General features: G+C 36.7%; 25 protein-coding genes and 2 pseudogenes. 17 read left to right on the top strand and 10 right to left on the bottom strand.

All coding sequences use genetic code 11. The annotated features are described in order from the left end of the window. The first annotated feature begins 183 nt into the window (after positions 1 to 183). Positions 184 to 999 carry a lipid II flippase Amj family protein gene (locus AC59HZ_RS19385; protein ID WP_496547427.1) on the top strand — a complete coding sequence of 272 codons (816 nt, stop codon included), beginning with the start codon at positions 184 to 186 and terminating at the stop codon, positions 997 to 999. A 485-nt stretch (positions 1,000 to 1,484) separates the two neighbouring features. Here the strand turns inward: AC59HZ_RS19385 and AC59HZ_RS19380 are convergent, their stop codons facing one another. Then, on the bottom strand, positions 1,485 to 1,667 hold the full coding sequence (locus AC59HZ_RS19380; protein WP_496547426.1) for a hypothetical protein: 183 nt from the start codon (positions 1,665 to 1,667) through the stop codon (positions 1,485 to 1,487). Between the two features lie 78 nt (positions 1,668 to 1,745). After that, a complete protein-coding gene (locus tag AC59HZ_RS19375) occupies positions 1,746 to 1,817 on the bottom strand; it encodes a YjcZ family sporulation protein (RefSeq protein WP_496547447.1) in 72 nt (23 codons plus the stop codon). A 1,022-nt stretch (positions 1,818 to 2,839) separates the two neighbouring features. On the opposite strand from AC59HZ_RS19375, the gene AC59HZ_RS19370 reads away from it, so the two are divergent. Both AC59HZ_RS19370 and AC59HZ_RS19365 read left to right on the top strand, forming a co-directional pair. Beyond that, entirely contained in the window at positions 2,840 to 4,141 is a 1,302-nt protein-coding gene (locus tag AC59HZ_RS19370; RefSeq protein ID WP_496547425.1) for a hypothetical protein, read from the top strand. A 208-nt stretch (positions 4,142 to 4,349) separates the two neighbouring features. Next, positions 4,350 to 4,699 (top strand): annotated as a pseudogene (locus AC59HZ_RS19365) (DUF3916 domain-containing protein). Positions 4,700 to 5,191: 492 nt separating this feature from the next. Here the strand turns inward: AC59HZ_RS19365 and AC59HZ_RS19360 are convergent. The 4 genes from AC59HZ_RS19360 to AC59HZ_RS19345 all read right to left on the bottom strand — a co-directional run bounded on the left by AC59HZ_RS19360 (position 5,192) and on the right by AC59HZ_RS19345 (position 7,925). Continuing rightward, positions 5,192 to 6,469 carry an ATP-binding protein gene (locus AC59HZ_RS19360; RefSeq protein ID WP_496547424.1) on the bottom strand — a complete coding sequence of 426 codons (1,278 nt, stop codon included), beginning with the start codon at positions 6,467 to 6,469 and terminating at the stop codon, positions 5,192 to 5,194. Positions 6,470 to 6,876: 407 nt separating this feature from the next. Continuing rightward, positions 6,877 to 7,362: a DinB family protein gene (locus AC59HZ_RS19355; protein WP_496547423.1), complete on the bottom strand. Its 486-nt coding sequence runs from the start codon at positions 7,360 to 7,362 to the stop codon at positions 6,877 to 6,879. Positions 7,363 to 7,653: 291 nt separating this feature from the next. Continuing rightward, on the bottom strand, positions 7,654 to 7,740 hold the full coding sequence (locus tag AC59HZ_RS19350; RefSeq protein ID WP_496547446.1) for a YjcZ family sporulation protein: 87 nt from the start codon (positions 7,738 to 7,740) through the stop codon (positions 7,654 to 7,656). Positions 7,741 to 7,793: 53 nt separating this feature from the next. Beyond that, positions 7,794 to 7,925, bottom strand: coding sequence for a YjcZ family sporulation protein (locus AC59HZ_RS19345; protein WP_496547422.1), 132 nt, complete (start codon positions 7,923 to 7,925; stop codon positions 7,794 to 7,796). 574 nt (positions 7,926 to 8,499) lie between these two features. Between AC59HZ_RS19345 and AC59HZ_RS19340 the strand changes: the two genes are divergently transcribed. Both AC59HZ_RS19340 and yjcZ read left to right on the top strand, forming a co-directional pair. Continuing rightward, on the top strand, positions 8,500 to 8,610 hold the full coding sequence (locus AC59HZ_RS19340) for a YjcZ family sporulation protein (protein ID WP_496547421.1): 111 nt from the start codon (positions 8,500 to 8,502) through the stop codon (positions 8,608 to 8,610). Positions 8,611 to 8,646: 36 nt separating this feature from the next. Next, positions 8,647 to 8,787, top strand: coding sequence for a sporulation protein YjcZ (gene yjcZ / locus AC59HZ_RS19335; protein ID WP_496547420.1), 141 nt, complete (start codon positions 8,647 to 8,649; stop codon positions 8,785 to 8,787). Positions 8,788 to 8,964: 177 nt separating this feature from the next. Here the strand turns inward: yjcZ and AC59HZ_RS19330 are convergent. Continuing rightward, positions 8,965 to 9,051, bottom strand: a pseudogene (locus AC59HZ_RS19330) (DUF3224 domain-containing protein); the annotation flags it as partial. A 390-nt stretch (positions 9,052 to 9,441) separates the two neighbouring features. Between AC59HZ_RS19330 and AC59HZ_RS19325 the strand changes: the two are divergent. Then, entirely contained in the window at positions 9,442 to 10,362 is a 921-nt protein-coding gene (locus AC59HZ_RS19325) for a Gfo/Idh/MocA family protein (RefSeq protein ID WP_496547419.1), read from the top strand. 167 nt (positions 10,363 to 10,529) lie between these two features. Here AC59HZ_RS19325 and AC59HZ_RS19320 read toward each other — a convergent pair whose 3' ends face one another. Further along, positions 10,530 to 10,910 carry a winged helix-turn-helix transcriptional regulator gene (locus AC59HZ_RS19320; RefSeq protein ID WP_496547418.1) on the bottom strand — a complete coding sequence of 127 codons (381 nt, stop codon included), beginning with the start codon at positions 10,908 to 10,910 and terminating at the stop codon, positions 10,530 to 10,532. 142 nt (positions 10,911 to 11,052) lie between these two features. Between AC59HZ_RS19320 and AC59HZ_RS19315 the strand changes: the two genes are divergently transcribed. The 3 genes from AC59HZ_RS19315 (at position 11,053) to AC59HZ_RS19305 (ending at position 14,239) form a co-directional block, all read left to right on the top strand. After that, the gene (locus AC59HZ_RS19315) at positions 11,053 to 11,928 is read left to right on the top strand and encodes an SDR family oxidoreductase (protein ID WP_496547417.1); all 876 of its coding nucleotides are present in this window, start codon (positions 11,053 to 11,055) and stop codon (positions 11,926 to 11,928) included. Positions 11,929 to 12,506: 578 nt separating this feature from the next. Beyond that, a complete protein-coding gene (locus AC59HZ_RS19310; RefSeq protein WP_496547416.1) occupies positions 12,507 to 12,818 on the top strand; it encodes a DUF5412 family protein in 312 nt (103 codons plus the stop codon). A gap of 482 nt (positions 12,819 to 13,300) precedes the next feature. Beyond that, positions 13,301 to 14,239: a magnesium transporter CorA family protein gene (locus AC59HZ_RS19305; protein WP_496547415.1), complete on the top strand. Its 939-nt coding sequence runs from the start codon at positions 13,301 to 13,303 to the stop codon at positions 14,237 to 14,239. A 273-nt stretch (positions 14,240 to 14,512) separates the two neighbouring features. Here AC59HZ_RS19305 and AC59HZ_RS19300 read toward each other — a convergent pair whose 3' ends face one another. Together AC59HZ_RS19300 and AC59HZ_RS19295 are read right to left on the bottom strand one after the other, a co-directional pair. Beyond that, on the bottom strand, positions 14,513 to 14,767 hold the full coding sequence (locus AC59HZ_RS19300) for a hypothetical protein (protein ID WP_496547414.1): 255 nt from the start codon (positions 14,765 to 14,767) through the stop codon (positions 14,513 to 14,515). A gap of 200 nt (positions 14,768 to 14,967) precedes the next feature. Continuing rightward, entirely contained in the window at positions 14,968 to 15,495 is a 528-nt protein-coding gene (locus tag AC59HZ_RS19295) for a YceI family protein (RefSeq protein WP_496547413.1), read from the bottom strand. Positions 15,496 to 15,873: 378 nt separating this feature from the next. On the opposite strand from AC59HZ_RS19295, the gene hutP reads away from it, so the two are divergent. From hutP to AC59HZ_RS19255, 8 genes are all read left to right on the top strand, one after another. Continuing rightward, complete coding sequence (gene hutP, locus AC59HZ_RS19290; RefSeq protein WP_496547412.1) at positions 15,874 to 16,320, top strand: histidine utilization transcription antiterminator HutP; 447 nt, start codon at positions 15,874 to 15,876, stop codon at positions 16,318 to 16,320. 112 nt (positions 16,321 to 16,432) lie between these two features. Then, on the top strand, positions 16,433 to 17,971 hold the full coding sequence (gene hutH, locus AC59HZ_RS19285) for a histidine ammonia-lyase (RefSeq protein ID WP_496547411.1): 1,539 nt from the start codon (positions 16,433 to 16,435) through the stop codon (positions 17,969 to 17,971). A 243-nt stretch (positions 17,972 to 18,214) separates the two neighbouring features. Continuing rightward, a complete protein-coding gene (locus AC59HZ_RS19280; protein ID WP_496547410.1) occupies positions 18,215 to 18,397 on the top strand; it encodes a YolD-like family protein in 183 nt (60 codons plus the stop codon). Between the two features lie 70 nt (positions 18,398 to 18,467). Continuing rightward, positions 18,468 to 19,766: a Glu/Leu/Phe/Val family dehydrogenase gene (locus tag AC59HZ_RS19275; protein WP_496547409.1), complete on the top strand. Its 1,299-nt coding sequence runs from the start codon at positions 18,468 to 18,470 to the stop codon at positions 19,764 to 19,766. 122 nt (positions 19,767 to 19,888) lie between these two features. Further along, positions 19,889 to 20,413, top strand: a complete 525-nt coding sequence (locus AC59HZ_RS19270) for an acyl-CoA thioesterase (protein ID WP_496547408.1) — start codon at positions 19,889 to 19,891, stop codon at positions 20,411 to 20,413. A 149-nt stretch (positions 20,414 to 20,562) separates the two neighbouring features. Beyond that, positions 20,563 to 20,721 (top strand): hypothetical protein, encoded by a 159-nt coding sequence (locus AC59HZ_RS19265; protein WP_496547407.1) that lies wholly within the window; start codon positions 20,563 to 20,565, stop codon positions 20,719 to 20,721. Between the two features lie 203 nt (positions 20,722 to 20,924). Further along, positions 20,925 to 22,598 (top strand): urocanate hydratase, encoded by a 1,674-nt coding sequence (hutU, locus tag AC59HZ_RS19260; RefSeq protein ID WP_496547406.1) that lies wholly within the window; start codon positions 20,925 to 20,927, stop codon positions 22,596 to 22,598. 201 nt (positions 22,599 to 22,799) lie between these two features. Next, a complete protein-coding gene (locus tag AC59HZ_RS19255) occupies positions 22,800 to 23,402 on the top strand; it encodes a HutD/Ves family protein (protein ID WP_496547405.1) in 603 nt (200 codons plus the stop codon). Positions 23,403 to 23,542: the final 140 nt, after the last annotated feature.

The raw sequence follows: 23,542 nt of genomic DNA, 5'->3' as shown, positions 1-23,542 counted from the left end.
TAATTCCAATTACAAGGGTTATGAAATCCTGCGAATAAGGGAGCATTCGAGAGATATTCGTATTAAACTGAGGGAGTTGAATAAGGCAATCGATATTATTAGCATTTTTGGGACTTTTAAATAATTCCAAAACAATATAATTTAATTTATAATATGGCTATCTTTATTTTTAAGGGGTTATTTATGGAACTAATTACAGGTAAGGTCTTATTAATTTCTCTGTTCATATTGATAATTACAATGATTGAAACATTAGCTTATTCAACTAGAATTTCAGGAGCACGAGTAAAATTAATTGCAACAGCATTATCTTTGTTTAGTACACTAGTGATTGTTTCAAGGTTTTCTACGATGATTCAACAACCTTTGACAGCTAAACTGATTGCAGATGCACCACATATAAACAAGTTACACTACATTGAGGAACAATATAGAATTTTAATCGGTGTAACTACAATTGGCGTATTGTTCGGCATTTTGTTGTTTCCGACCTTCATTAATATCTTTTCAAGAGCTATTGTTCAGCTTTCAAATCAACGTGGTTCAATAATTGGATTGTTTGCTAATCAATTCAATCGAAATGGCGTAAAAAAATTTTTTATGTGTTTTAGGCTACCTAGATTTACATATCTAAAGGGAATTACCTGGAAAACTATTCCGAAACGACTCTTCGTGATTAATGTTATCATTTCAGCTGTTTTTACCATTGGGGTACTATCCTCAATATATGCATCTATGTTAGTACCTAAAGATTATGCTCAGGCTGCATCAATGTCATCTGGGATTATAAATGGTATAGCAACAATTTTATTATCATTGTTTATTGACCCTAAAGCTTCCGTATTAGCTGATAGAGTAATGAAAAAACAAACTAATTATATATATTTAAAAAGTTATTCTTTGACAATGATTAGTTCTAAATTTTTGGGTACTGTTGTGGCGCAATTACTGTTTATTCCTGCCGCATATTATGTAGCTTGGTTTGCTAAGTGGATTTAAGGGGTTATTGCTATATTAAGGTTGTGCTAGAGTAAAACTATGAGTTGCTTCGGCAACTCTTTTTGTTGTGTCAACTAAAGGGATGAATTGACATCCTTTTTTTTCTAAGATTGTGAAAGGATAACACTTAAACTGACGGGTGCAAGAGTTCCAGATGGATCGCTGCGGTGGCCTTTTTTCTCGTTGTGCTAACGTGGCAGGTTAGCTGAAGAAGGAAAACAACAGTCAACACAGAAGAAATGATGGAACTGTTGTATAGATGAGGCGATTGTTAAAAAGCCGAGCAAGGGTATTTTGTGAAGGTGAATCATATGATGTTGAGATATTTATTGCTATGACATAGAAATTGCCCTTTATTAGTGAGGTTTAATTTCATACACGTTACCTTTGAATAACTGGTGTATGTCAATAGTTCATTAACTTTTAGGTGACAGGCTAAAAAAGAGAGCCCGTAGGCTCTTTGGAAACATGTTTAATTCATATGCTTAAAAGAATCCGCGTCTTCTTCTTTCGATTTCGATACGTCTTCTTCTTTCAATTTCGATTTCGATACGTCTTCTTCTTTCTATCTCGATTTCGATTTCAATACGTCTTCTTCTCTCTATCTCGATTTCGATTTCAATAGGGAGAAACCCTCTTCTTCTAAAGCCGTCAGGAAAAAAAACCAAGTGTAATTATCCTCCTATCTTTTCAGTATCTTGACAAAGGGACAGATTAAAATTAATTTGCCCTTAGTTCCGTACAATTTAGTAGCCCACAAAAGAAGTCCCGACAATGATTAGGAGAATGAACAATACCACGATTAATGTAAAAGACATACTTAATCCGTCACCCATGTAAATCAACTCCAGGACCTATTGGGTTATTTGAGGAATGAAAACTTTCCCCTATTTATATATATTTCTTTGGACAAGTCTTGATTGGACAATAATCATCATATTTCTACGAAATCCGCAATTTGCTTATCCCTAAAAATAAAAAGGCGTCTGCAATTATAGCAAACTCCTCGTGGAGGTAACTTATCTACGATGCTTTCGGCAGAACTAGTCTCTACTTAGAGAGATTACTAGTCCTTAGTTAGAGACTAGTGAAAGTTTTTCCTGCAATAAATGCAAAAGTGCTAAAGAAAGAATAAACGAAAATACGTTCAACATTTATTGCAAGGGAGATTTATATTTAAAACATTTGTTCAAGCATTAGGCTCTTTTAATGATTGTTGTTAATTCTCTTCTTTAACTTAAGGGGAGTTAAATAGTTATCTTAATTTTGAATGTTGTCTTATTCGTAGGGTTCAAATATGTACGGAGTACCAGGTTTCTTTAACAAAAGGGCACTGCGACCCATCAGTTTAGCATAACTGGCCTCCACCCCTTGGAAAGGCATGACGAAGGAATGAGAGGGCAATTGACCCGTTGAGACATGGGAGGGAAAGCCTTCAGGGGCGGCGTGGAGATGTGCATTATATGGTAAAATATGGAGTGGTAGCTAACTCCTTTATTTCACCATGCCTTCACGAAGCCAAAATGATCTGAACTCATTTCATTTACACGTAATTCCAATAACAAGGGTTATGAAATCCTGCGAATAAGTGAGCATTCGAGAGATATTCGTATTAAACTGAGGGAGTTGAAGAAGATGAGAATCTAGTCTAAACTGATTTGGAAAGCATATTCATCGAAAAAAGTCGCCAATCTAATTATGTATTCTCAAACAAGAAAGGATTGGATATATATGTCGTACAATTGGGGTCCAGATGACAACTTAGCATGGAGAGATGAACATGCTGAACCTTTTTAAGATGTTCCATGGCGGCACCGGAACGACGTCGGTTGATAGTGGGGTGCCCCTGCAGGGAATCTTCTATGGTGTGAACTCGGCAGGCAATCTCGAATGGAATAATTATTATGGCTTTGGTGAGCCATGGTGGGACTCGGCGAATGAGCATAATTGGGATTTCAACACTGGCAACGTGATTCGCCCCGGCTTTGATAATATGTTACATGTGTTTGGATGCGGTGACGGTGTCATCATGGCAGTCCATCAAAACGGGAATCTGCACTGGTACTTCTACAATGGGAACGGCGAAGAAGACGTGACCGGCACGCACGGCTGGCATCTCAATTCTGGAAATCGGATAGGACCTGGCTGGCAGAACTGGGCTAACTTCAAGCACATTCATGGATCAGGAAGAGACATCTTCGGGATTAATGAAAATGGGGAGCTTCAATGGTTCCAATATAATGGTAATGGGGAGCAAGATCCTTCAGGGAATCTTGGCTGGCATCCCAATTCCGGCCATGTGATCGACCTTGGCTTTGACTGGCAGAACATGAAACATGTTTTAGGAGACGTAACCGATCTTGGAGGATTCGGGCATGTCATCATGGCCGTCGACAGAAATGATAATCTCTTCTGGAACAAATACACTGGCCAGGGCGAGGGGCCTGAGCGTGACTGGGATTATAGGTCTGGAACTCGCATCGGCAGAGTGCCATTTGTGAAAGCATCACACAGTGTTGTTGTACACTTTAAGACCTTATTACCTCTTTCTAGAGAGAGAATATATTGGATTAGTGAACAGTTTCAACCTATGCATGAACTTTTTGCACAAGGCGGTATAGCTGTTTACCGAGGTACAACAGAGGATCTTAGTAATAATTCAAACTTACAGCGGCTTAAAAATATCAATGTGGGCCGCTGTGCAATATATGATCAGCCTACACAGGAAATAATTGAACTTTTTGAGAATCGTAATAATGTTGGTCCCAATGAATTGGTGGTCTATTTAGTAGATAATATAATTGGAGGCATTCCGGGGGAGACTGCTTCAGGCTGTGCGGTTCACCCAAACGGAAAGCCTGGAGCGGTTGTAAATTGTAATTTTGGTCCTCTCGGGACCGGCGATTCTAGGGGATTTGCATGGTTGGTGGCTCATGAGGTGGCACACGTTCTAGGCTTAAAAAATCATTCTACAAATCAAGATAACTTGATGTATGTAGGGGTGAAGTTTTCGAAATTTCCACCTAATCTCACCGGTTCGGACTTCACTTGCCTGCACAGCAGCGAATTTTGCCGCCCATGCCAAACAGTGGTCGGGGACGCCCCTCACTACATCGGTGATTACCATCCCCATACAATGTAGAAAACCAAAATAGCCTAACTCCTAAAAACTGTCCTTAGGGGCAGTTTTTTTTGTGTGGGGATCGGGGAGGGATTTTTCGATCACAGTTGCGAGTGAGTAAAGAGCGAAAAAGTAAAAAACGAAAAATGGGCGGTTCCGTTTTTTGGAAGAATCCCGCTGGCTTTACTTCCATCAATTTTATAGTGACACTTCAAAGGTACCGAATTCAGTGAGAAAGTTCTTTGTACAGACCATTATTAACAGAGCTAATCATCTAATTTCATTAAAAACAGAAGCAGAAAAAGAGTTTCGTGTAATTTGTGTTTTACACTTCCCGAATTATACAAGACTCTAATTCTGATTCCCCCTACTCAAAGTGCATATGAACGCTTTTTTGATGGATTCTTTAGTGCAGAGAAATATGGAAGGACAGCTATCCCAATAAATCAAGACACCTTCAAAACCGAATGGGGATTCACTATACCAGAAGGCTTAGATGTGCGAGGATATAGAGTTGATAATGATGAAGATGACAATTGGACTCAACAAGAGGTATGGTTTATCGGAGAATTACAGTAAACAACCTATGGGATACGGTTGTAGCCTATTTCTTAATACTAATGCAAGTTTGTGAAAAATTGTTCTTAAGCTAACGGTTGCTTAAGTGAAATAAGCGTAAATAAAAAAGTCGATTTCTTATTGGAAATCGGCTTTTTTTAGGTTGAAACTTCCTTAGCGTTGTAAATCCGCATTTTCCTGACTCTACCCCAATCTGAAAAACGAGATTGAAAACTTGTTTCATACTTTGAAAGACAAGGGATTGGAATGCCTCGCATGTTTGGATATGACACGCTAATAGATGGTTAGAATTTGTATTATAGAAATATGTTCTTTAAATCGAGGAAAAAGTCTTCAAAAATACTTACTTCTATTGATCTTTCCCTTTACATATAACTCTTGAAGTTGATAATATCCACTTTCCTTAAAGATAAGCACTTCAACTGTCTCAGTACGGTTATCTACGATCCAATACCCTTTAACTCTTGTCAGTTCATATACTTTTATTTTTAGCTAACGCTCATGTTTGTCAGTAAATGGCGTATTTTTACAATTATGGAGAGGGAAGCGAATGGTAAACGTGGTTCCTTTTCCTTTTTGGCTTTGGACGATGATTTTTCCATGAAGCGAGTCGATAATGCGATAGCTCACCATGAGTCCTATGCCAGTTCCTTTTTCTTTCAAAGAATAAAATGGTTGTCCAAGACGTTTCACTTCGTCTTCATTCATCCCCACTCCCTCATCTTTGATTTGGATCACCACATGCTGTGATTCCTGTTTCACGAGAATGGAAACCGCACCACCTTGATGTATCGCTTCGATGCCATTTTTGATGATATTGAGGAAGGCTTGTTTCACTTTTTGGGGATGACCCAATATCACACACTCTTGCTCCGGAAGTCGGACGTCTATGCTTACTTTTCGTTCTAAAGCATAGGAGTAGAGAATATTGACGACCGTTTGTATTGGTTCGCAAACATCGACGGACTGTTTCATATCCGCTTCTGGCTTGGCAAGCGAAAGATATTCGGTAATGACGTCATTCGCCCGATCCACTTCTTCTATACAAATTTGAACATACCCTTTATACGTCTCTGAAATTGGCGATTGTAGAAGTAACTGGAGAAATCCTCGATTGGTCTGCATAGGATTTCGAATTTCATGAGCAAAGGAACTCGCCAATTCTCCGAGTATCTTATATTTTTCCGCCTGTTGAGCCTCCATGTGTAACTGGGAATTTTCCCTTAAGGTTTCAATCAGAAAGATAGTTACAATGGTGGCAACACATATCGTTAAAACTTCCTGAAGTGTGCTGAAAAATTCCATCTCATGCAAATCCACGAGGATGAAGATCAAGGACATCCCCAATGTTATCCTCCAAGTCAGTTTCATTCGACCTGCTCGATCCTGCTGGACGAAACGTGGATATGCTAAAAAAAACATGGGTAAGAGGAACAAGATTTCGTATACCGTTGAATAAAAACCAGTCCCTCCAAAGTACCAACGATACAACAATAAAATGATCGTGAGAACAATACCTGTTGCGTATCCATCTCCATAAAATATACCTATCATGAGAGCTACAAACCGTAGATCATTTCGCTCGTTTACATCCGAATAGATTGGAAAGGACATGCACAATACTAACGTAATCATTGCCAAGAAACTGAAAATTAATTTTTGACGCTTCGTTTCGATGAATTGATGACGATTGGTTAAATACATGGAATAAAAAAAGACAGGAATCAAAATAATCATTACTTGTAAGAGCAAATTTTTAGTATATTCCATACAGTTTACCTCATTGTTAAGCTCATTCTAGTATAAAAGGAAACTGAATATAAAAACAGGGGAAAAAAATGGGTTCTAATGCAAAAAACTCAAAACAATCGCAATTAATCTCTAAAGGTTGGAGATATTGATACTATTACTCTAAAAAAGGGGTATGATCAGTATGGGGTCCTGATACGATTGCTTTATTAAGCATTGCAATTGTTATAGGTTTAGTAGGATTATTTTCGCATCTGGTTAATTCGGGTATATAAAATTTGCTTCTTAAAGTATTGGGTGCAAGAGTTAAAGAATGGGATGGCTGCGGCGATCCCATTTTCTTATTGTGATAACGTGGCAGTTTAATGTAACAAGACATAAAGATAAAGCTCTGGATATACGATGATGTCCAAGGCTCTTTCATAAAATTATAATGTTTTAACTTGCTCAATTTTTAATCCGAAAATTTGAGGAGGTTCAATTTTGTTTATTTGTAAATAAGTAGAGATTTGTCCACGATGATGGATTTCATGTTCTGGAATTGCCATAAGTATTCTCCAAACACTAACTTCATGACCATGAAGAGTTAAAACTTTTTTTGTCAACACATCGTTGCCAACTTTTAATAGACCCTCTGTTAGTTTAATCTGACATGTCTCTAAATAATTTGAAATATCCTCAAGAGAAGCTCCCTTATCAGTATCATGTCCTGTGTATGTCCAGGAACCATGTTCAAATATACCTAGAAACATCAATCGAGATGACGCGATATGTCGCAATAAATCACCTGTAGAAAATTTATCTTCAGAAGGCTTCCAATCTAGGAGTTCATTAGGAATTGCTTTCACATATTGCATCGTTCGTTTATGAATCCCATCTAAATATTTTACATATTCCTTTATATCATGAATCATGTTTCCACTCTCCAATTTTTCAGACTTTTATTACTTTATATTCCTAATTCAGTGGAAATAATCCTTTAACGGCACCATTACCGACTGATTATGTTATTCAACTAAAGAAGGCAGTTTACTAAAAGAAGGGGTCCAAACAACTAAAAGCTCGATATATACGCTAAGCAAATTTCAACATCAAAAAAGCCGATATTTCCTATGCTAAGAAATTCGGCTTTAAATAATCCCCATATTGATAATCGAAAAAAGGACCTATAAAGGGACTTTTTCCTGCTCCATCCATCCTATTTATTAGTAGAACACAAATGCTGTACCAACGATGATAAGAAGGATGAACAATACTACGATTAACGCAAAACTACTTCCTGCTCCGTCCATTTAGCACACCTCCAGCCTTAATCATTCATTCCGCTAAAACGTGTATTGGTTTATTAAAAAACAAAAGCAGTACCAACAATAATTAAAAGGATAAATAATACAACGATTAAAACAAATGTACTGCCTCCGCCGAAACCACCACCGTAGCCAAAACCGCCGCAGCCTCCGAATCCGTATCCAAACATAATTATCACCACCTTTTGATTGTGCGAAATAAATCTTTCACTATGTATCATATTTCATAAGAAAAGAATTGCTTGGACGAACATCATATATATATTGCAAAATAGACGACATACCTATAAATGCAAAGAAACGTCTGCTTTATAGGCAAACGTTTCTTTAAATAAAAGAGGTAATGTATATGTCTCGCTAGCTGGTGGTGTACTAGTAATATATGTACAAGATAATGAAATGAAATGGACAAGTGCTGATTTTTTTACGAATTAATTCTTGGTCTGCTCTAAAAAATTCTCCAAATAGGGCTTAACCGATTGGGTAATCAAGTTAAACTGAAGCATAGTCTAGAGTGTATCCGAAAAGCCATTGTATTGCTTAGCACATAAACTTGTCAAAGGTAGTCGCAATCACAGGAAGCCCTTAGTAGGGCTTTTTTGTATTTATTAAACCTTTCGACCTAATAAAAGACTTCACTAAGCATGGATCAGGGAGACAAACTTAGTCAAAAGGCTTTGTGCCCATCCCCTTTTTGGTATTTTACATATTTTATAGGTAACAGCAGAAAGGAGGGTTGTGTATATGTCCGATGGTGTAGGTTTCGCAGGTGGTGGCTTTGCCTTAATCGTTGTTTTGTTTATCCTTTTAATTATTGTAGGAGCTGCCTTTGTTGGTGGCTGTTGTTTTGTTTAAAAAATAAACTATTCATTGATGAAAGGTGGATTTATTATGTTTGGGTACGGTGGATTCGGTGGTTGTGGTTACCCCGGATATGGCTACGGAGGTGGCTTTTGCGGAAGAAATCCATTCGTTTTAATCGTTGTACTATTTATCTTATTAATTATCGTTGGAACAACCTGTTTTTACTAATGTAAATTCTCGAGAAAAGCCTTATAAAAAGGCTTTTTTCTTTTTGTGTAAATTGTTAAATATTCAATATGGAATAAAAGGGAAATTATATTTCAACAACTGGCAAGTTAGGTGAGGATGATCTTTTGACGAAAAGGGCATTCCTGGTAGTACAGAAATGCCCTTTTTACTGTTTTGTTAGAATTTAAAGTCTAGAACCATCTTACTGTTTTCACCTGTAAACTTATAGTTATAGGACCCATTCAAGCTTTCTAAGTCATACGTTTCTCATGCTGGAGATAATAACAAGTTCATCTTTCCCCAAAAAATTCTTTTTTTCAGGAATTATTGACCTGTTTTATGAAATTGAAACGGCGGTTCTTATTTAGCTAAAGGGTCAGGTTAGTTGAAAAATCGTCTTTAGCTCTTATTCATCAATCGGGCCATTTTGTGGAATAACTCTAATTAAAGAAATTGGATATTTGTGTTAAATTTATGGAGGAGATTGTAAAGAATTGACACTTAAAGGTGACTCTAATTAAAAATCGAGGTAGGGCTGATATTGTACCATTTTTGTCTTTTGTGCCAGGTGCTTATTATTTAGGATAATATAGAAAGTAGTTGTAAAATAGTCCATGGAACCCCAAAATCTATATAGGATAAAGGATGATTAATTTGTTGAAACCTAGAATTGGTATGGTAGGACTGGGTGGTATTGCTCAGAAGGCATATTTGCCTATTCTTTCAAACGAAACAGATTGGACATTTGTAGGTGCATTTTCTCCCAATAGAGAGAAAAGAAAGGTAATCTGCAATCGGTATCGTATACAAGATTTTGGTAGTTTACCAGCATTGGCTCAAGAGTGTGGTGCAGTGTTTGTACACAGCTCTACTGAATCTCATTATGAAGTGGTTTCGGAACTACTTCATAAAGGAATAGATGTATATGTTGATAAACCATTGGCAGCTACCATCTCAGACGCAGAAAAATTAGTCGAATTAAGTGAGAAGAAGAAAAGAAAACTAATGGTTGGTTTTAATCGCCGTTTTGCCCCAATGTATGTGAAAGTTAAGGAAAGAGCGAATAATATAGCTTGGCTACGTTTTGAAAAGCATAGGATGCACAGTATAGGACCTTATTTTTATGAGTTCACGATGTTAGATGATTACCTTCACTTAGTCGATACAGCACGTTGGTTGGGGGATGGAGGTCTTAATGTACAGTATGGAAAAATTCATACGAACGATGAAAATCAACTTTTATATGCACAGCATATGTATGAATCCTCTCAAAGCAAATCTATTAGCACAGCCATGCATAGAAATGCAGGGACGAATTTAGAACAACTAGAACTGGTAACAGATGGAGCAATTATTCGTGTGAAAAACATGAATACAACTGAAATAGAAGAAGAAAATGCGGTAACTACCACATTCTCTTCATCATGGGAAACAACTTTAAAACAACGAGGCTTTGAAGATGCTGTACAGCATTTTATGTATTGTATTCAAAATGATAAGCAACCCTTTGTTGATGGATTAGAAGGCTTAAAGTCTCAATTAATTGTAGATCAATTACTAAAACAAAAATCATAAAATTGCCTCTTCGCTAAATGATGTGGGAAGGAAAGATAGTTTAGGAGGTTTTTATGGTGTGGCGGGCTTGATAGCCTTAATATGCGAAAGCCAATTTCCTTTATAAACTGGTGACTTGGCTCGTGAATCATGCGATAAAAAGGCTATAGCATATGCTATAACCTTTTTTAACTTGGTGTGGAGTATTTTTTTTCCTTTTGTTTTTTCTCCATATATTCTTTCCCCCACTCGCCCATAGCATCTAGTACAGGGATAAATCTTTTCCCTTGATCTGTTAGCGAATATTCTACTTTAGGAGGAACTACTTTATACACTTCTCTGTGGACCATTCCGTTCTCTTCTAATTCTCTCAGTTGTCTTGTCAATATTCCTTTTGAAATGTCTGGTAGCAACCTTTGAAGTTCGTTAAATCTTATAGTTCGCTGACTTAGATACCATAAAATAATAATTTTCCATCTTCCAGCTATAACATTTTGCGTAAGTGTCAAAGGACATATTGCATCTTTTTCTTCAGGAGCCTTATCTTCTTCAAATTTAAACTTAGCCATTATCTTTTCCCTCTCTTTCATAATGGTACTATTTTTGTGACTATGTCATAAAAAAATGCCTACTTTTAATATTGTGACTATGGATTTAGTATATACCTAAGCATCAAAATCCAAAATAAAAATTTAATTGGAGGGTAAGAAAATGAAAATACTTGTTACAGGTGCAACAGGAAAATTAGGTTCAAAAGTTGTAGAAGAGTTATTAAAAACTGTACCAACGAGTCAATTAGTTGTAAATGTTCGAAATCCAGAGAAAGCAGAAGGATTACGAGCTCGCGGTGTAGAAGTTCGACACGGAGATTTTGATCAACCAGAAACATTAGATACTGCTTTTTCAGGAATTGATCGACTTTTAATTATATCCACCGCTGGGGATAATGAAACAATCATTAGACAGCATTCCAATGCTGTAGCTGCTGCTCATCGGGCCCAAGTTAAATTTATTGCTTATACTAGTGTAACAAATGCAAGTGAAAGTAACTTATTCCTTGCTCCGTCTCATCTAGTCAGAGAAAAAGCTATTTTGAGAACAGGTATCTCATACTCGTTTTTACGAAACAATTGGTATTTGGAAAATGAAATTGGAAGCATACAAGGTGTGATGTCGGGATTTCCTTGGGTTACATCTGCTGGAACTGGAAAAGTAGGTTGGGCACCTCAACAAGATTATGCGAAGGCAGCAGCAAATGTATTAACTGGGAAGGGGCATGAGAATACAGTTTACGAGCTTTCAGGTAAGCTAATGACTCATGAGGAAATAGCATTTGCACTTGGAACTGTATTAGGTAAAGAAGTGCCTTTACACCAAGTCGATGATACTATTTATGCCAATATGTTGAAAAGTGCAGGGGTGCCAGAAGCCTACCTTCCTATTCTCGTAAATATGCAAAAAGGAATTCGAGATGGTGAATTAGAGATAGAGAGCAACGATTTAGAAAAATTAATTGGCCGCCCTGCTACACCAATAAACGAGGCATTGAGCCAAATTGTTAGTCAAATCTCCCAGGGAGTTAATTAATGAATATCGAATAATGGGTTACTCAAATTATCTTAGGTTTAGCTTTTATTATGTACGTTTTACTAATTTAAAGTCGTTTCTCCACCGTGAAACGACTTTTTTAGTAAAGATTGTGAAGAATTATACTTAACCTATAGGGTGCAATAGTTGATAGTGGAAGGTCCAGCTGCCATTTTGGTGGCTTTTTTGTTATTTTACTAACTAAGCAGTTTAGTTGAACAATCATCATTAGCTTTTTTTTCAACATTCGGGCCATTTAATAGATTAAGGCTGATTAAGATAAAAGGCATGTTTATGGAAGAAGGAATGGATTTTTTCATTTTTCGTAAGGTTTTCAATTAGAAGTCATCTTTTCGTTAGAAAGCTAATAAAGGGCAAACCCAAAGGTTAAATAGCTTTGAAAAAATCTTAAATTAATTACATAGAAACTCTATGTATAGATTGATATAATTACATAAAATGGAATCGACACGTCAGGGAGAGTGTGTTTAATGAAAAAAGATACAAAGATTCTTTTAATTACACTAATTGTAGGACTATTCCTTGTATTAGCATTAATTATGGGGAATATATAGATTTTGTTCACAATATTAGGGGCTGCGTGCGGAAACGCTATACAAAGAGAAGTGCCTTCTCCCAATGGAGATAAAGTAGCGTATATCTTCCTACGAAGTTGTGGTGCAACAACCGGTTTTTCATCTCAATTATCCATTTTGAATAAAGGTGATGATTTTGAAAATGAGGGAGGAGATACATTTAAGTCAGATAAAAGTTTTTCAATTGAATGGATTAAGGATAATAATCTAAAGGTAATTTACCCTAAATCCTCTAAACCCTTTGAAATGGATAAAAGGGTTAACGGGGTAAATGTTGAGTATTATGATGAATAAATGAAACCCCAAAATATTCAACTACCATAAAAAATAAAAGGGTGGGAAGAAAAACGGAATATTAAATAAAGGCATATTTTTTATGCGTTCCTTTTCAGTTAACAGGTACAAGAGTTAAAAATAGTAAAGAGTTGCTGCGGCAACTCTTTTTTTGTTGTACTAATGGACATTTTAGATTAAGAAGGAATTAAATTTTAATGATAACAAAGTTTTTGTAAACAACATCAACCTGTTTAGCATACCTTTTTAATAGTAAGTCAAAATTGTCTTTATATGATAATCAAGGTGCTTATTTATATTAATGATAAGGAGTTGAATTTTTTTGAGTAGTCGAAGTTGTAACGAACCTGTACCCAGGTTGAATAATGAGGAAGCTCAAATCGTACCACTCCTCAAAAAGTTGATTACTTATAAAAAAATCAACTTTTTTCTATGGATTAAGCGTTTTTGACATCCTCAATATAAAAGAGGAGGTAATTTTGATGTTGAACATATATTTGACAAATGAACAAGGGATCCTTGAAGAAAAAACAGAAATTACTAAAGGTTGCTGGGTTAACTTAATATCACCAAACGAAGAAGAAATTATCAATGTTGCTAATAAAGTACAAATTCCATTAGACTTTCTAAAAGACCCATTAGACGAAGAGGAACGGTCAAGAATTGAAAAAGACGATGATAATGTATTGATTATTGTCAATGTACCATTATTGTCAAAGGACGATAGTGGTTTAGCCATATATGATACGATCCCTTTAGGAATGATTATTGCTAATGGGTGTTTTATAACCGTTTGTTTGAAAGACAATCCGATTTTTCATACGTTTATCCAAAATAAAGTAAAGCAATTTTTCACATATAAAAAAACAAGATTTTCATTCCAAATCCTCTATTTAATAGCAACTTCTTTTCTTAAAAATTTAAAATTAATTAACAAAAAGACAGATGAAATTGAAAAAGAATTACATCAATCAATGAAAAACAAGGAGCTTTTTACTTTATTAAATTTGGAAAAGAGCTTAGTTTATATCACAACTTCTTTAAAATCAAATAATATTGTTATGCAGAAAATGTTAAAAAGCAATTACTTGAAAATGTTTGAAGATGACAGGGAACTCTTAGAGGATGTAATAGTTGAAAACCAACAAGCTATTGAGATGGCTGAGACTCATTCATCGATTTTAAGTGGTATGATGGATGCTTTTGCATCAGTTATTTCAAATAACTTAAATATTGTAATGAAATTTTTGACATCTTTTACCATTATTTTATCTTTACCAACTATGGTTGCAAGTTTTTACGGTATGAATGTTACGATACCGTTTCAACATTACAAGCACGCATTTTTGATCGCAATTACGATTTCAATCGTTTTAACCAGTACAACTGCAATTATATTCTGGAAAAAACGTTTCTTCTAAATATTCTGAAAAGCCAATGGATCGTTGTAAAGGCCCATTGGCTTATCTCTTTAGGTTTGGAAAGCTTCAGTAAATGGTCGAAAATATCCATAAAGTACACCTGTTCATCTTTTGGAATAATGAGACTTTCTCAAGTTAAAATTCTCATAAACTTTAAAATGAAAAAACACGCTATTTTTTATTTAGCGTGTGAATGTTAAAATAAATATTATTAAGTGCGTCGTTAATAATTTAGACTAGATCTACTTACGAGCTGATAGGGCTGTTTTATTTTTAACAAACCATATTAAACAATTCGTCAATTTGTTTAATGAGCATTTCCAAAAAATCCTCATTTTCATATGAGTTTAATAAATCCTTCTCATTTAGGATATAGATTGGTTTTTCTTCCTTAAATTTAGTTCGATAAAAAGGAGAATCGACCACTGACCACTCACCATCTAACCAGATGGCTATCTGTACAAAATTCCCATCTAAAATAACTTCACGAAAGGCATCTTTACCCTGTAATTCCAGGTCAATGTCCAATTATATCCCTCCAAATAAGAGTTCATATTAATATATGTTTTAATTATAAAAAAATAGCTTATACAAAAAAATATTTTCGTTTTTATTAAATATATTATGGTTTACACTTGTTTTTTATATTTTCCATAAAGGTTATTTTAGGATAAAAAATAGGCGAGATCTATTGTCTCGCCTTTGTATTTTATAATGGGGTTAATTTATTATTCTTTTAATGCTTCGATTTGGATGAAAATGGTAATTTTATCTCCTATTAGAAAACCAAATGGATTTATAGTTGAAGTTAAAGATAAACCGTAATCGTTTCTATAAATTTGTCCCTTACTACTAAAGATCACCTTTTCATTTTCACAAGAATTCTTTCCTGATCTATTAATAGAAATATTGAAAGTTTCAAAACGTGAAAGTCCTCGAACAGTTAATAAACCATAAATATCATACTTATCGGTATCCTTTTTCACAATATTTTTTGATATAAATGTGATTGTAGGAAATTGCTCATAATCAAATAAATTCGTCCTAAGGTGAGCATCTAGAATTGTACTATGAGTTTTAATACTAGACACATCTATATTGAAATGAATATTTGCTGTTGTTAAATCAACTAGGTCAGCCTCAATTGAAGCATGAAATTTACGAAATGCTCCGGAAACCGAAGAAACTATCATTTTGTTTACTGAAAAATTAACATTACTATTGGCAGGGTTAACGTTCCAATTTACTTTTGTCATTTTATTCCTCTAATATCATCTGAGAATTGATAAAAATAATTAAACATGGTAATAATTAAAAGAATATCATATCCCATTTTGGTGTGCATTACTTAAATTCGAATGAGTAATATTCTCATTGAATTAATTAGTAGTTTAGAGAACGAAAATGAGTAACGTTCTTTATTAAAAAAGGCAAGCCAGTTTATGGATTGATGATTGATAACGGTTGGCTGGAATAACCTTTTTATGTAGTAACCATCTATTATGAAATTAATTTGAATGTATATAAATAATAATATGGGAAAAATATTTATTGACCTAACGATAGGAATACGTTTAAAATGAAAATCAGTTATTAGTCAATTTAGAAAATTAAAATTCAAAAGAGGTAACTGCATGGCGAAGGGATTCGACAGAAAAATTGGTCAGCAGGCAATCATGTACGCGTTTGCAGAAGAAGAGGAAGAAGCTTTAGTAAGTAAGTTTACGCAAATGAATTGGCGCTATGGAAAAGGAAAGGTTGGATCAATGGAGCTGCAGAAAATCGTAGCAGCCATTGAAACATCAGCAAAAAGGCAAGAAATAGTCAACGCTGAACTTTATCGTGAAATGCATGCATTGTATCATGCGATTATTGAAGCGATGCACGGTGTAACACGTGGTCAAGTTGAGCTTGGCGGAATGCTTAGAACAGCAGGGCTTCGGTTTGCGATTCTTCGAGGTTATCCGTTTGAAAACAAAGCAGAAGGCGAATGGATTGCCGTTGCAGTGTATGGAACAATTGGAGCACCGGTTCGCGGGTTTGAGCATGAAGCGATTGGATTAGGTATTAACCACATTTAAATAAGTTAAAGCCTATAGTTATTAGTTAAACAGGGGGCTGTATTGACGACGGGATACGTCTGTCAATACGGCCCCCTTTTTGGTTTTTAAAAAATGATAAGGGGTGTAAGAAATGGTTGTATTAACAGGTCAGACTTTAAAGATTGAAGAAGCAAAAGAGGTTTTATATAATCATGCGTTTGTTAAAGCTTCAGCGGAAAGTTGGAGCAATGTGGAAAAAAGCAGGGAAGCTGTTGAAATGATCGTAAAGCAAAAGAAAGTCATCTACGGTATTACAACTGGGTTTGGAAAGTTTAGTGATGTATTGATTGATGCTGAAGATGCCGAGCAGTTGCAGTGGAATTTGATTCACTCTCATGCATGCGGGGTAGGAGAACCGTTCCCTGAAGTAGTTTCTCGAGCCATGCTTCTGCTCCGTGCTAACGCATTATTAAAAGGTTTTTCTGGAGTGCGTCCCGTTCTCATTGAACGCTTGCTTGAGCTTTTGAATGCACATATACATCCGGTCATTCCGCAGCAAGGTTCACTTGGAGCGAGTGGGGATTTAGCACCACTGTCCCATTTGGCTCTTGTCCTAATGGGAGAGGGTGAAGTGTTTTATAAAGGGGAACAAATGAAGGCCGTCACAGCTTTGTCGAAAGAAGGTATCGTTCCACTGACATTGCAAGCGAAGGAAGGCTTAGCGTTAATTAACGGTACCCAAGCTATGACAGCAATGGGTCTAGTCAATTACATCGAAGCCGAGCAGCTTGCACTTCAAACGGAAGCGATAGCATCATTGACATTAGAAGGATCACGTGGCATTAAGGATGCTTTTGATGCTGATGTTCATCTTTCACGTGGGTATCGTCAACAGTCTGAAGTCGCGGAACGTATTCGGAGAATGATTAGTGACAGCCAGCTTGTCACTACGCAAGGAGAACTTCGGGTACAGGATGCATACTCTCTTCGCTGCATCCCACAAGTACATGGCGCATCATGGCAGGCACTTGATTATGTAAAAGAGAAACTTGAAATTGAAATGAACGCGGCAACCGATAATCCGCTTATTTTCGATAATGGTGAAAAGGTTATTTCGGGAGGGAACTTTCACGGCCAGCCGATCGCATTTGCAATGGACTTCCTTAAAATTGCCATGGCGGAGTTTGCGAATATTTCAGAGCGCCGAATTGAGCGTCTCGTCAATCCGCAGCTAAATGATTTACCGCCGTTTTTAAGCCCAGAGCCGGGTTTGCAGTCGGGAGCGATGATTATGCAATATGTGGCAGCTGCGCTTGTATCAGAAAACAAAACATTGGCGCACCCGGCAAGTGTGGATTCCATCCCATCTTCAGCGAACCAGGAAGATCATGTAAGCATGGGGACAATTGGATCCCGCCATGCTTATCAAATCATTCAAAACGTCCGCCGTGTATTGGCAATTGAACTTATTTGTGCCTTGCAGGCAGTGGAATATCGTGGAAAAGATAAGATGGCTTCATTTACAAATGCTTTTTATACGGAAGCGAGAAAGCTTATCCCAAGCATTACGCAAGATCGTGTGTTCTCAAAGGATATTGAGGCAGCAGCAAGCTGGTTAAATCAAATCGACTGGAAATCATTTGTAGAAAAAAACTTACATGTTAGAAAAGAGGAAATTTCCAAACAGTAATCAAGGTGATGGAGTTGTTTTTTGACCAACCTCTTTCAAAATCATCTCTATTTCGGAAATGGAAGGAATAGTTATAGTGGTTACTATGCTCGCCTCTTGTTCAAATCTTTAACGTCATTCCGGAGCATTGTTTGCTCCGGTGACTATTTTCTTATTGAAAATTACAGAACTCATACGATCTAAAGGATCAAATTATTTTTATTTGTTTTCGGAAATTCCAAGCTTCGGAGAAAGGGATAACAGATGTTTTTAAAAGAGTTGACAAAAAAAGAATATATTACGATTACTTACTATGAGAATAGTTCATTACTAACATGCAATGGCCGTGTATGTCTAATTGATATACAGAAACAAGCACTTTTATTAAAAGACAGACAAGAAAAAAATCTCTCCATTCGTTTATCCGATATTAGAAAAATACATTAAATATTACCTTTTGCATTAAATAACACATTGGTACATTCAATTCAAACAACTTATATAAGAGGTGCATGGAATGAAAGTGGCAGTTGATATAAATAGCGAACGAGTTCAAAAACAAAATGGCTCGCAAATTGAAACATTGGATTTATTAAGTTCCACTCAATCTATTATAAAAATGGCGGTTGGAAAATTAGGGTACAGCGAGGAAATGTATGAGTTATTAAAAGAACCGCTTAGAATCCTCACGGTACGTATCCCTGTCCGAATGGATGACGGTTCTACTAAAATTTTTATTGGATACCGTTCTCAACATAACGACGCTGTTGGTCCTACAAAAGGGGGAATACGTTTTCATCCGGAGGTAAGTGAAGAGGAAGTAAAAGCGTTGTCCATGTGGATGAGTTTAAAATGCGGTATTGTTGATCTTCCATACGGCGGTGGAAAAGGGGGAATTATATGTGACCCTCGAAGCATGTCATTTCTTGAATTAGAACGTTTAAGTCGAGGATATGTGCGTGCTATTAGCCAAATTGTCGGGCCAACGAAAGATATTCCTGCACCAGATGTCTATACAAACCCGCAAATTATGGCATGGATGATGGATGAGTATAGCCGAATTCAAGAATTTGATTCGCCAGGATTTATTACAGGAAAACCGATTGTACTTGGAGGTTCTCAAGGACGTGAATCGGCAACGGCTGCCGGAGTGACGATTTGCATCGAAGAGGCAGCAAAACGAAGAGGGATTCCAATAAAGGGTTCACGCATTATTATCCAAGGGTTTGGGAATGCAGGAAGTTATCTTGCAAAATTTATGAAAGATGCAGGAGCAAAAGTGATTGGCATTTCAGATGCATATGGTGCGCTTTATGATCCCGAAGGGCTTGATATTGATTATCTACTTGATCGGCGCGATAGTTTTGGTACCGTAACAAATTTATTTACAAACGTTATTACGAATCAGGAGTTACTTGAAAAAGAATGTGAAATTCTTGTTCCTGCGGCGATTTCTAATCAAATTACACGCGAGAATGCAAATAAGATTAAGGCTGATATTATTGTTGAAGCCGCGAATGGACCAACAACCCTTGAAGCCACACACATATTAACAAATCGTAACGTATTACTTGTACCGGACGTACTTGCAAGCTCTGGCGGTGTAACTGTTTCCTATTTTGAATGGGTACAAAACAACCAAGGTTTTTATTGGTCTGAAGAAGAAGTAGCCCAAAAGTTACGTGATAAAATTGTCGATTCCTTTGAAAGGGTTTTCTCCACGTCCCAACAATACCAAGTAGATATGCGCTTGGCTGCATATATGGTTGGAATAAGAAAAATGGCAGAAGCATCCCATTTTCGTGGCTGGGTTTAAATAAATGATCTTTTTTTAATAACAGAATACCTTGGAATCCATCTAGTTCATGATTCGTTGGGGATAGTACAGAAATTGAAAATACAACGTTAACCGATTGATATGTTTAGGGAGATGTGTCTATGGAAGCAAAATATTGTAAAGAATCACGAGTGATACGAACAAGTCGTGTATTCCCAAACGATGTAAATAATCACAATACATTATTTGGTGGTCGGTTAATGAGTGATTTAGACCAAGTCGCCTCCATTTCCGCTGCACGCCACAGTCGAAGAGAATGTGTAACGGCGTCAACGGATTCAGTGGATTTTTTACACCCTGTTCGACCGTCGGATTCAGTTTATTTTGAATCTTATGTAACTTGGACGGGCACATCATCGATGGAAGTATTTGTGAAGATTATAGCTGAAGACTTAAAAAGCGGCGAGTGTAAAATGGCAGCGACCGCTCTCTTAACATTTGTCGCACTTGATGAGCATAAATGCCCAACACGTGTTCCGAAAGTCATTCCAGAGACAGAAGAAGAGAGAAAATTACATGAAACCGCAGCCGAACGGGCAAGAGTGCGCAAAGAAAGAAAACAAAAAAGTAAAGAATTAGCTGCGTTTCTAACAACGAAACAGCCGTGGGATCAACATAGCTCATGATGGATATGGTTAAGGTCTAGAAAGCTATCAAGTTTGAAATAATAATGATGGCAAAAAAGTAGATTCCGTATGATTAAATAAAAATTTTGGATGCTTTTAAAAGCATCTATCGTTATATGGCATAAGAAGCTTAATTGGAGGAAATTTTTATGTGGGTCATCACTCTCTATTCAAATTCAAATATTACTATGTTTGAATTTGACACAGAAGAAGAAGCAAGAGGAGCTTTCAATAACATGGAAGGCTGCAGGATTCTTTCTGAGATTGTTTACTTTACTGATCAAAGTAGGGAATTATTCACTGTTTAAGAACTTTACAATGAATCGACCTTTATTTATATGATTATAAAAATAATGAACAAATCTAAAAATATTGCTATTTTAGATAAAAACTTTTATATAAACATCCGCAATTTTAAAAGAATTTATAAGTTTTCGAATTTTCTGTTCGTATTTTTCAAAAGATTTTATTTTTATAATTAAGTCATAGTTAAACAAAAGGAGTTAATGTTATGGAAACGAAAACATCTGAAAAAAGAATCATTAAAAATTATATAGGTACGGAACTACATGCAAAAGGCTGGATTCAAGAAGCTGCTCTTCGCATGCTTTATAACAACCTAGACCAAGAAGTAGCAGAAAGACCAGAAGATCTTGTTGTCTACGGCGGTATTGGGAAAGCAGCTCGTAACTGGGAATCTTTTGATGCAATTGTGAAAACGCTTTTAGAGCTAGAAGATGATGAAACACTTTTAGTTCAATCAGGTAAGCCAGTAGTTGTATGGAAATCACACAAAGATGCACCACGCGTATTGCTTGCGAACTCAAACCTTGTACCTGCATGGGCAAACTGGGAGCATTTCCATGAGCTAGATAAAAAAGGCTTGATGATGTACGGTCAAATGACAGCCGGTAGCTGGATCTATATTGGAAGCCAAGGTATTGTTCAAGGTACGTATGAAACATTTGCAGAACTTGCACGTCAAGAGTTTGGCGGTTCATTAAAACATACTATTACATTAACAGCAGGTCTTGGCGGAATGGGCGGTGCTCAGCCGCTTGCAGTAACCATGAACGATGGAGTTTGTATCGCGATCGATGTAGATGAATGGAGAATTGACCGTCGTATCGAAACAAGATACTTGGATGTAAAAACAAAAGACCTTGATGAGGCACTTAAAATAGCGTTTGAAGCGAAAAAAGAAGGAAAAGCACTTTCCATCGGACTTCTTGGCAATGCAGCAGAAATCTTACCATTAATGATTGAAAAAGGCTTCAGCCCAGATGTACTAACAGACCAAACTTCAGCTCACGATCCGCTTAATGGATATGTTCCAGTTGGTTATTCATTAGAAGAAGCAGCTAAATTAAGAGAAGAAGATCCTACACTATATGTAAAGCTTTCTAAACAAAGCATGGCAACACACGTAAAAGCAATGCTTACAATGCAGCAAAAAGGCGCTGTTACATTTGACTACGGTAACAATATCCGTCAGGTAGCAAAAGACGAAGGCGTTGAAAATGCATTCGACTTCCCAGGATTTGTCCCTGCTTACATTCGTCCATTATTCTGCGAAGGAAAAGGACCTTTCCGCTGGGCAGCCTTATCTGGTGATCCTGAAGATATTCGCAAAATTGATGAAGCATTACTTCGCGAGTTCAAAGATGACGAGCATCTTTGCAAATGGGTGCGTATGGCACAAGAAAGAATTGCGTTTCAAGGTCTTCCTGCACGTATTTGCTGGCTTGGATACGGTGAAAGAGCCCGTTTTGGTAAAATTATTAACGACATGGTTGCTTCAGGTGAAGTTTCCGCGCCAATCGTTATCGGCCGTGACCACCTGGATGCTGGTTCTGTTGCTTCTCCAAACCGTGAAACAGAAAGCATGAAAGACGGCAGTGATGCAGTATCTGACTGGCCAATCCTAAATGCGATGATTAACGCAGTTGGAGGCGCTAGCTGGATTTCTTTACACCATGGCGGCGGCGTAGGTATGGGATACTCTCAGCACTCTGGTATGGTTATCGTTGCCGATGGCACGAAAGAAGCAGAAGCACGTTTAGAACGCGTATTAACGACTGACCCTGGTATGGGTGTTGTCCGCCATGCTGACGCTGGTTATGAACTAGCGATTAAAACAGCGAGAGAAAAAGACATCAAAATGCCAATGTTAAAGCAAGACTAAGACCAGACCGAAACAGATTGAAACGAATGAGTAAAGCACTTTTTTATCAGAAATGCTTCTCAGCTCTTAACCTTACAGGGGGGCTTAACAACTCCCCTTGTTTAAGGTGTGATTTCTGAGCAAATGTATAGAAGAATATCGACGGGATCTGCATGAATGAGTAAAGAGTAAAATTTTTTGATAGATATGTGGAGTGGGAATATGACTTATTCAATAAAATTTGTAAAAAGAAATGAACAAACTACGAATTTATGGTCCGGTGGAAAAACAACGCAACTGGCCATTTATCCTGAAGATGCGGATTATAGTAAACGGAATTTCCAATGGCGCATTAGTACTGCTGATATCGAAGTAGAAGAATCCCTATTTACGCATCTGCCAGGTATCCAAAGAGTAATAATGACACTTGAAGGTGAAATGTATCTTGTGCATGAAGGGAAACATTCAGTGGTTTTGAAGCCTTTTGAGCAAGATCGCTTTGATGGTGGATGGACAACACGAAGCAAAGGGATCGTTAGGGATTTTAATTTAATGTTATCAGAGGGGTGGGATGGAGGGCTTACCTGCATTCAGGTTAATATGGATATTCAAGATTTAATGTTGGATGTGACAGGAACGGCAGAGGTTTTTTATTGTGTTGATGGAATGGCAGGAGTTGAAATAGGTGAAGAAGACCCTTTATTTTTCGAAAAAGGCGATACATTGATTATTATGAGGGAGAATTTATCTGAGAAAATGAGTATTATATTTCGTCGTAAAATGGAAAAAATGGTTACGATTATTAGAGCAAGCATGATTGTTTAGTAATTGGATGCCTAATTCTCAGTATTGCAGCTGCTGAACAAAATCAATCACAATCACAGTAACTTATGTCTTGGAATTACTTCAATGAATGTACTATTTTCGAGGATATTATTATTTAAATAAATGAATCTATGAAAGCG

This window comes from Neobacillus sp. DZ-9 (genome assembly GCF_059587065.1).
Note: the sequence above shows the minus strand (reverse complement) of the source record. Positions and strands in the feature narration are given on the sequence as shown.

Bases quoted from the DNA above. Each gene is read 5' to 3' on its own strand.
- AC59HZ_RS19355 (WP_496547423.1), bottom strand. From the start codon at position 7,362: ATGATTCATGATATAAAGGAATATGTAAAATATTTAGATGGGATTCAT.
- AC59HZ_RS19315 (WP_496547417.1), top strand. From the start codon at position 11,053: ATGAAAATACTTGTTACAGGTGCAACAGGAAAATTAGGTTCAAAAGTT.
- hutH (WP_496547411.1), top strand. From the start codon at position 16,433: ATGGTTGTATTAACAGGTCAGACTTTAAAGATTGAAGAAGCAAAAGAG.
- hutU (WP_496547406.1), top strand. From the start codon at position 20,925: ATGGAAACGAAAACATCTGAAAAAAGAATCATTAAAAATTATATAGGT.
- AC59HZ_RS19345 (WP_496547422.1), bottom strand. From the start codon at position 7,925: ATGTTTGGATACGGATTCGGAGGCTGCGGCGGTTTTGGCTACGGTGGT.
- AC59HZ_RS19275 (WP_496547409.1), top strand. From the start codon at position 18,468: ATGAAAGTGGCAGTTGATATAAATAGCGAACGAGTTCAAAAACAAAAT.
- yjcZ (WP_496547420.1), top strand. From the start codon at position 8,647: ATGTTTGGGTACGGTGGATTCGGTGGTTGTGGTTACCCCGGATATGGC.
- AC59HZ_RS19280 (WP_496547410.1), top strand. From the start codon at position 18,215: ATGTTTTTAAAAGAGTTGACAAAAAAAGAATATATTACGATTACTTAC.
- AC59HZ_RS19305 (WP_496547415.1), top strand. From the start codon at position 13,301: ATGTTGAACATATATTTGACAAATGAACAAGGGATCCTTGAAGAAAAA.
- AC59HZ_RS19320 (WP_496547418.1), bottom strand. From the start codon at position 10,910: ATGGCTAAGTTTAAATTTGAAGAAGATAAGGCTCCTGAAGAAAAAGAT.
- AC59HZ_RS19385 (WP_496547427.1), top strand. From the start codon at position 184: ATGGAACTAATTACAGGTAAGGTCTTATTAATTTCTCTGTTCATATTG.
- AC59HZ_RS19265 (WP_496547407.1), top strand. From the start codon at position 20,563: ATGTGGGTCATCACTCTCTATTCAAATTCAAATATTACTATGTTTGAA.
- AC59HZ_RS19255 (WP_496547405.1), top strand. From the start codon at position 22,800: ATGACTTATTCAATAAAATTTGTAAAAAGAAATGAACAAACTACGAAT.
- AC59HZ_RS19360 (WP_496547424.1), bottom strand. From the start codon at position 6,469: ATGGAATATACTAAAAATTTGCTCTTACAAGTAATGATTATTTTGATT.
- AC59HZ_RS19340 (WP_496547421.1), top strand. From the start codon at position 8,500: ATGTCCGATGGTGTAGGTTTCGCAGGTGGTGGCTTTGCCTTAATCGTT.
- AC59HZ_RS19270 (WP_496547408.1), top strand. From the start codon at position 19,889: ATGGAAGCAAAATATTGTAAAGAATCACGAGTGATACGAACAAGTCGT.
- hutP (WP_496547412.1), top strand. From the start codon at position 15,874: ATGGCGAAGGGATTCGACAGAAAAATTGGTCAGCAGGCAATCATGTAC.
- AC59HZ_RS19350 (WP_496547446.1), bottom strand. From the start codon at position 7,740: ATGGACGGAGCAGGAAGTAGTTTTGCGTTAATCGTAGTATTGTTCATC.
- AC59HZ_RS19295 (WP_496547413.1), bottom strand. From the start codon at position 15,495: ATGACAAAAGTAAATTGGAACGTTAACCCTGCCAATAGTAATGTTAAT.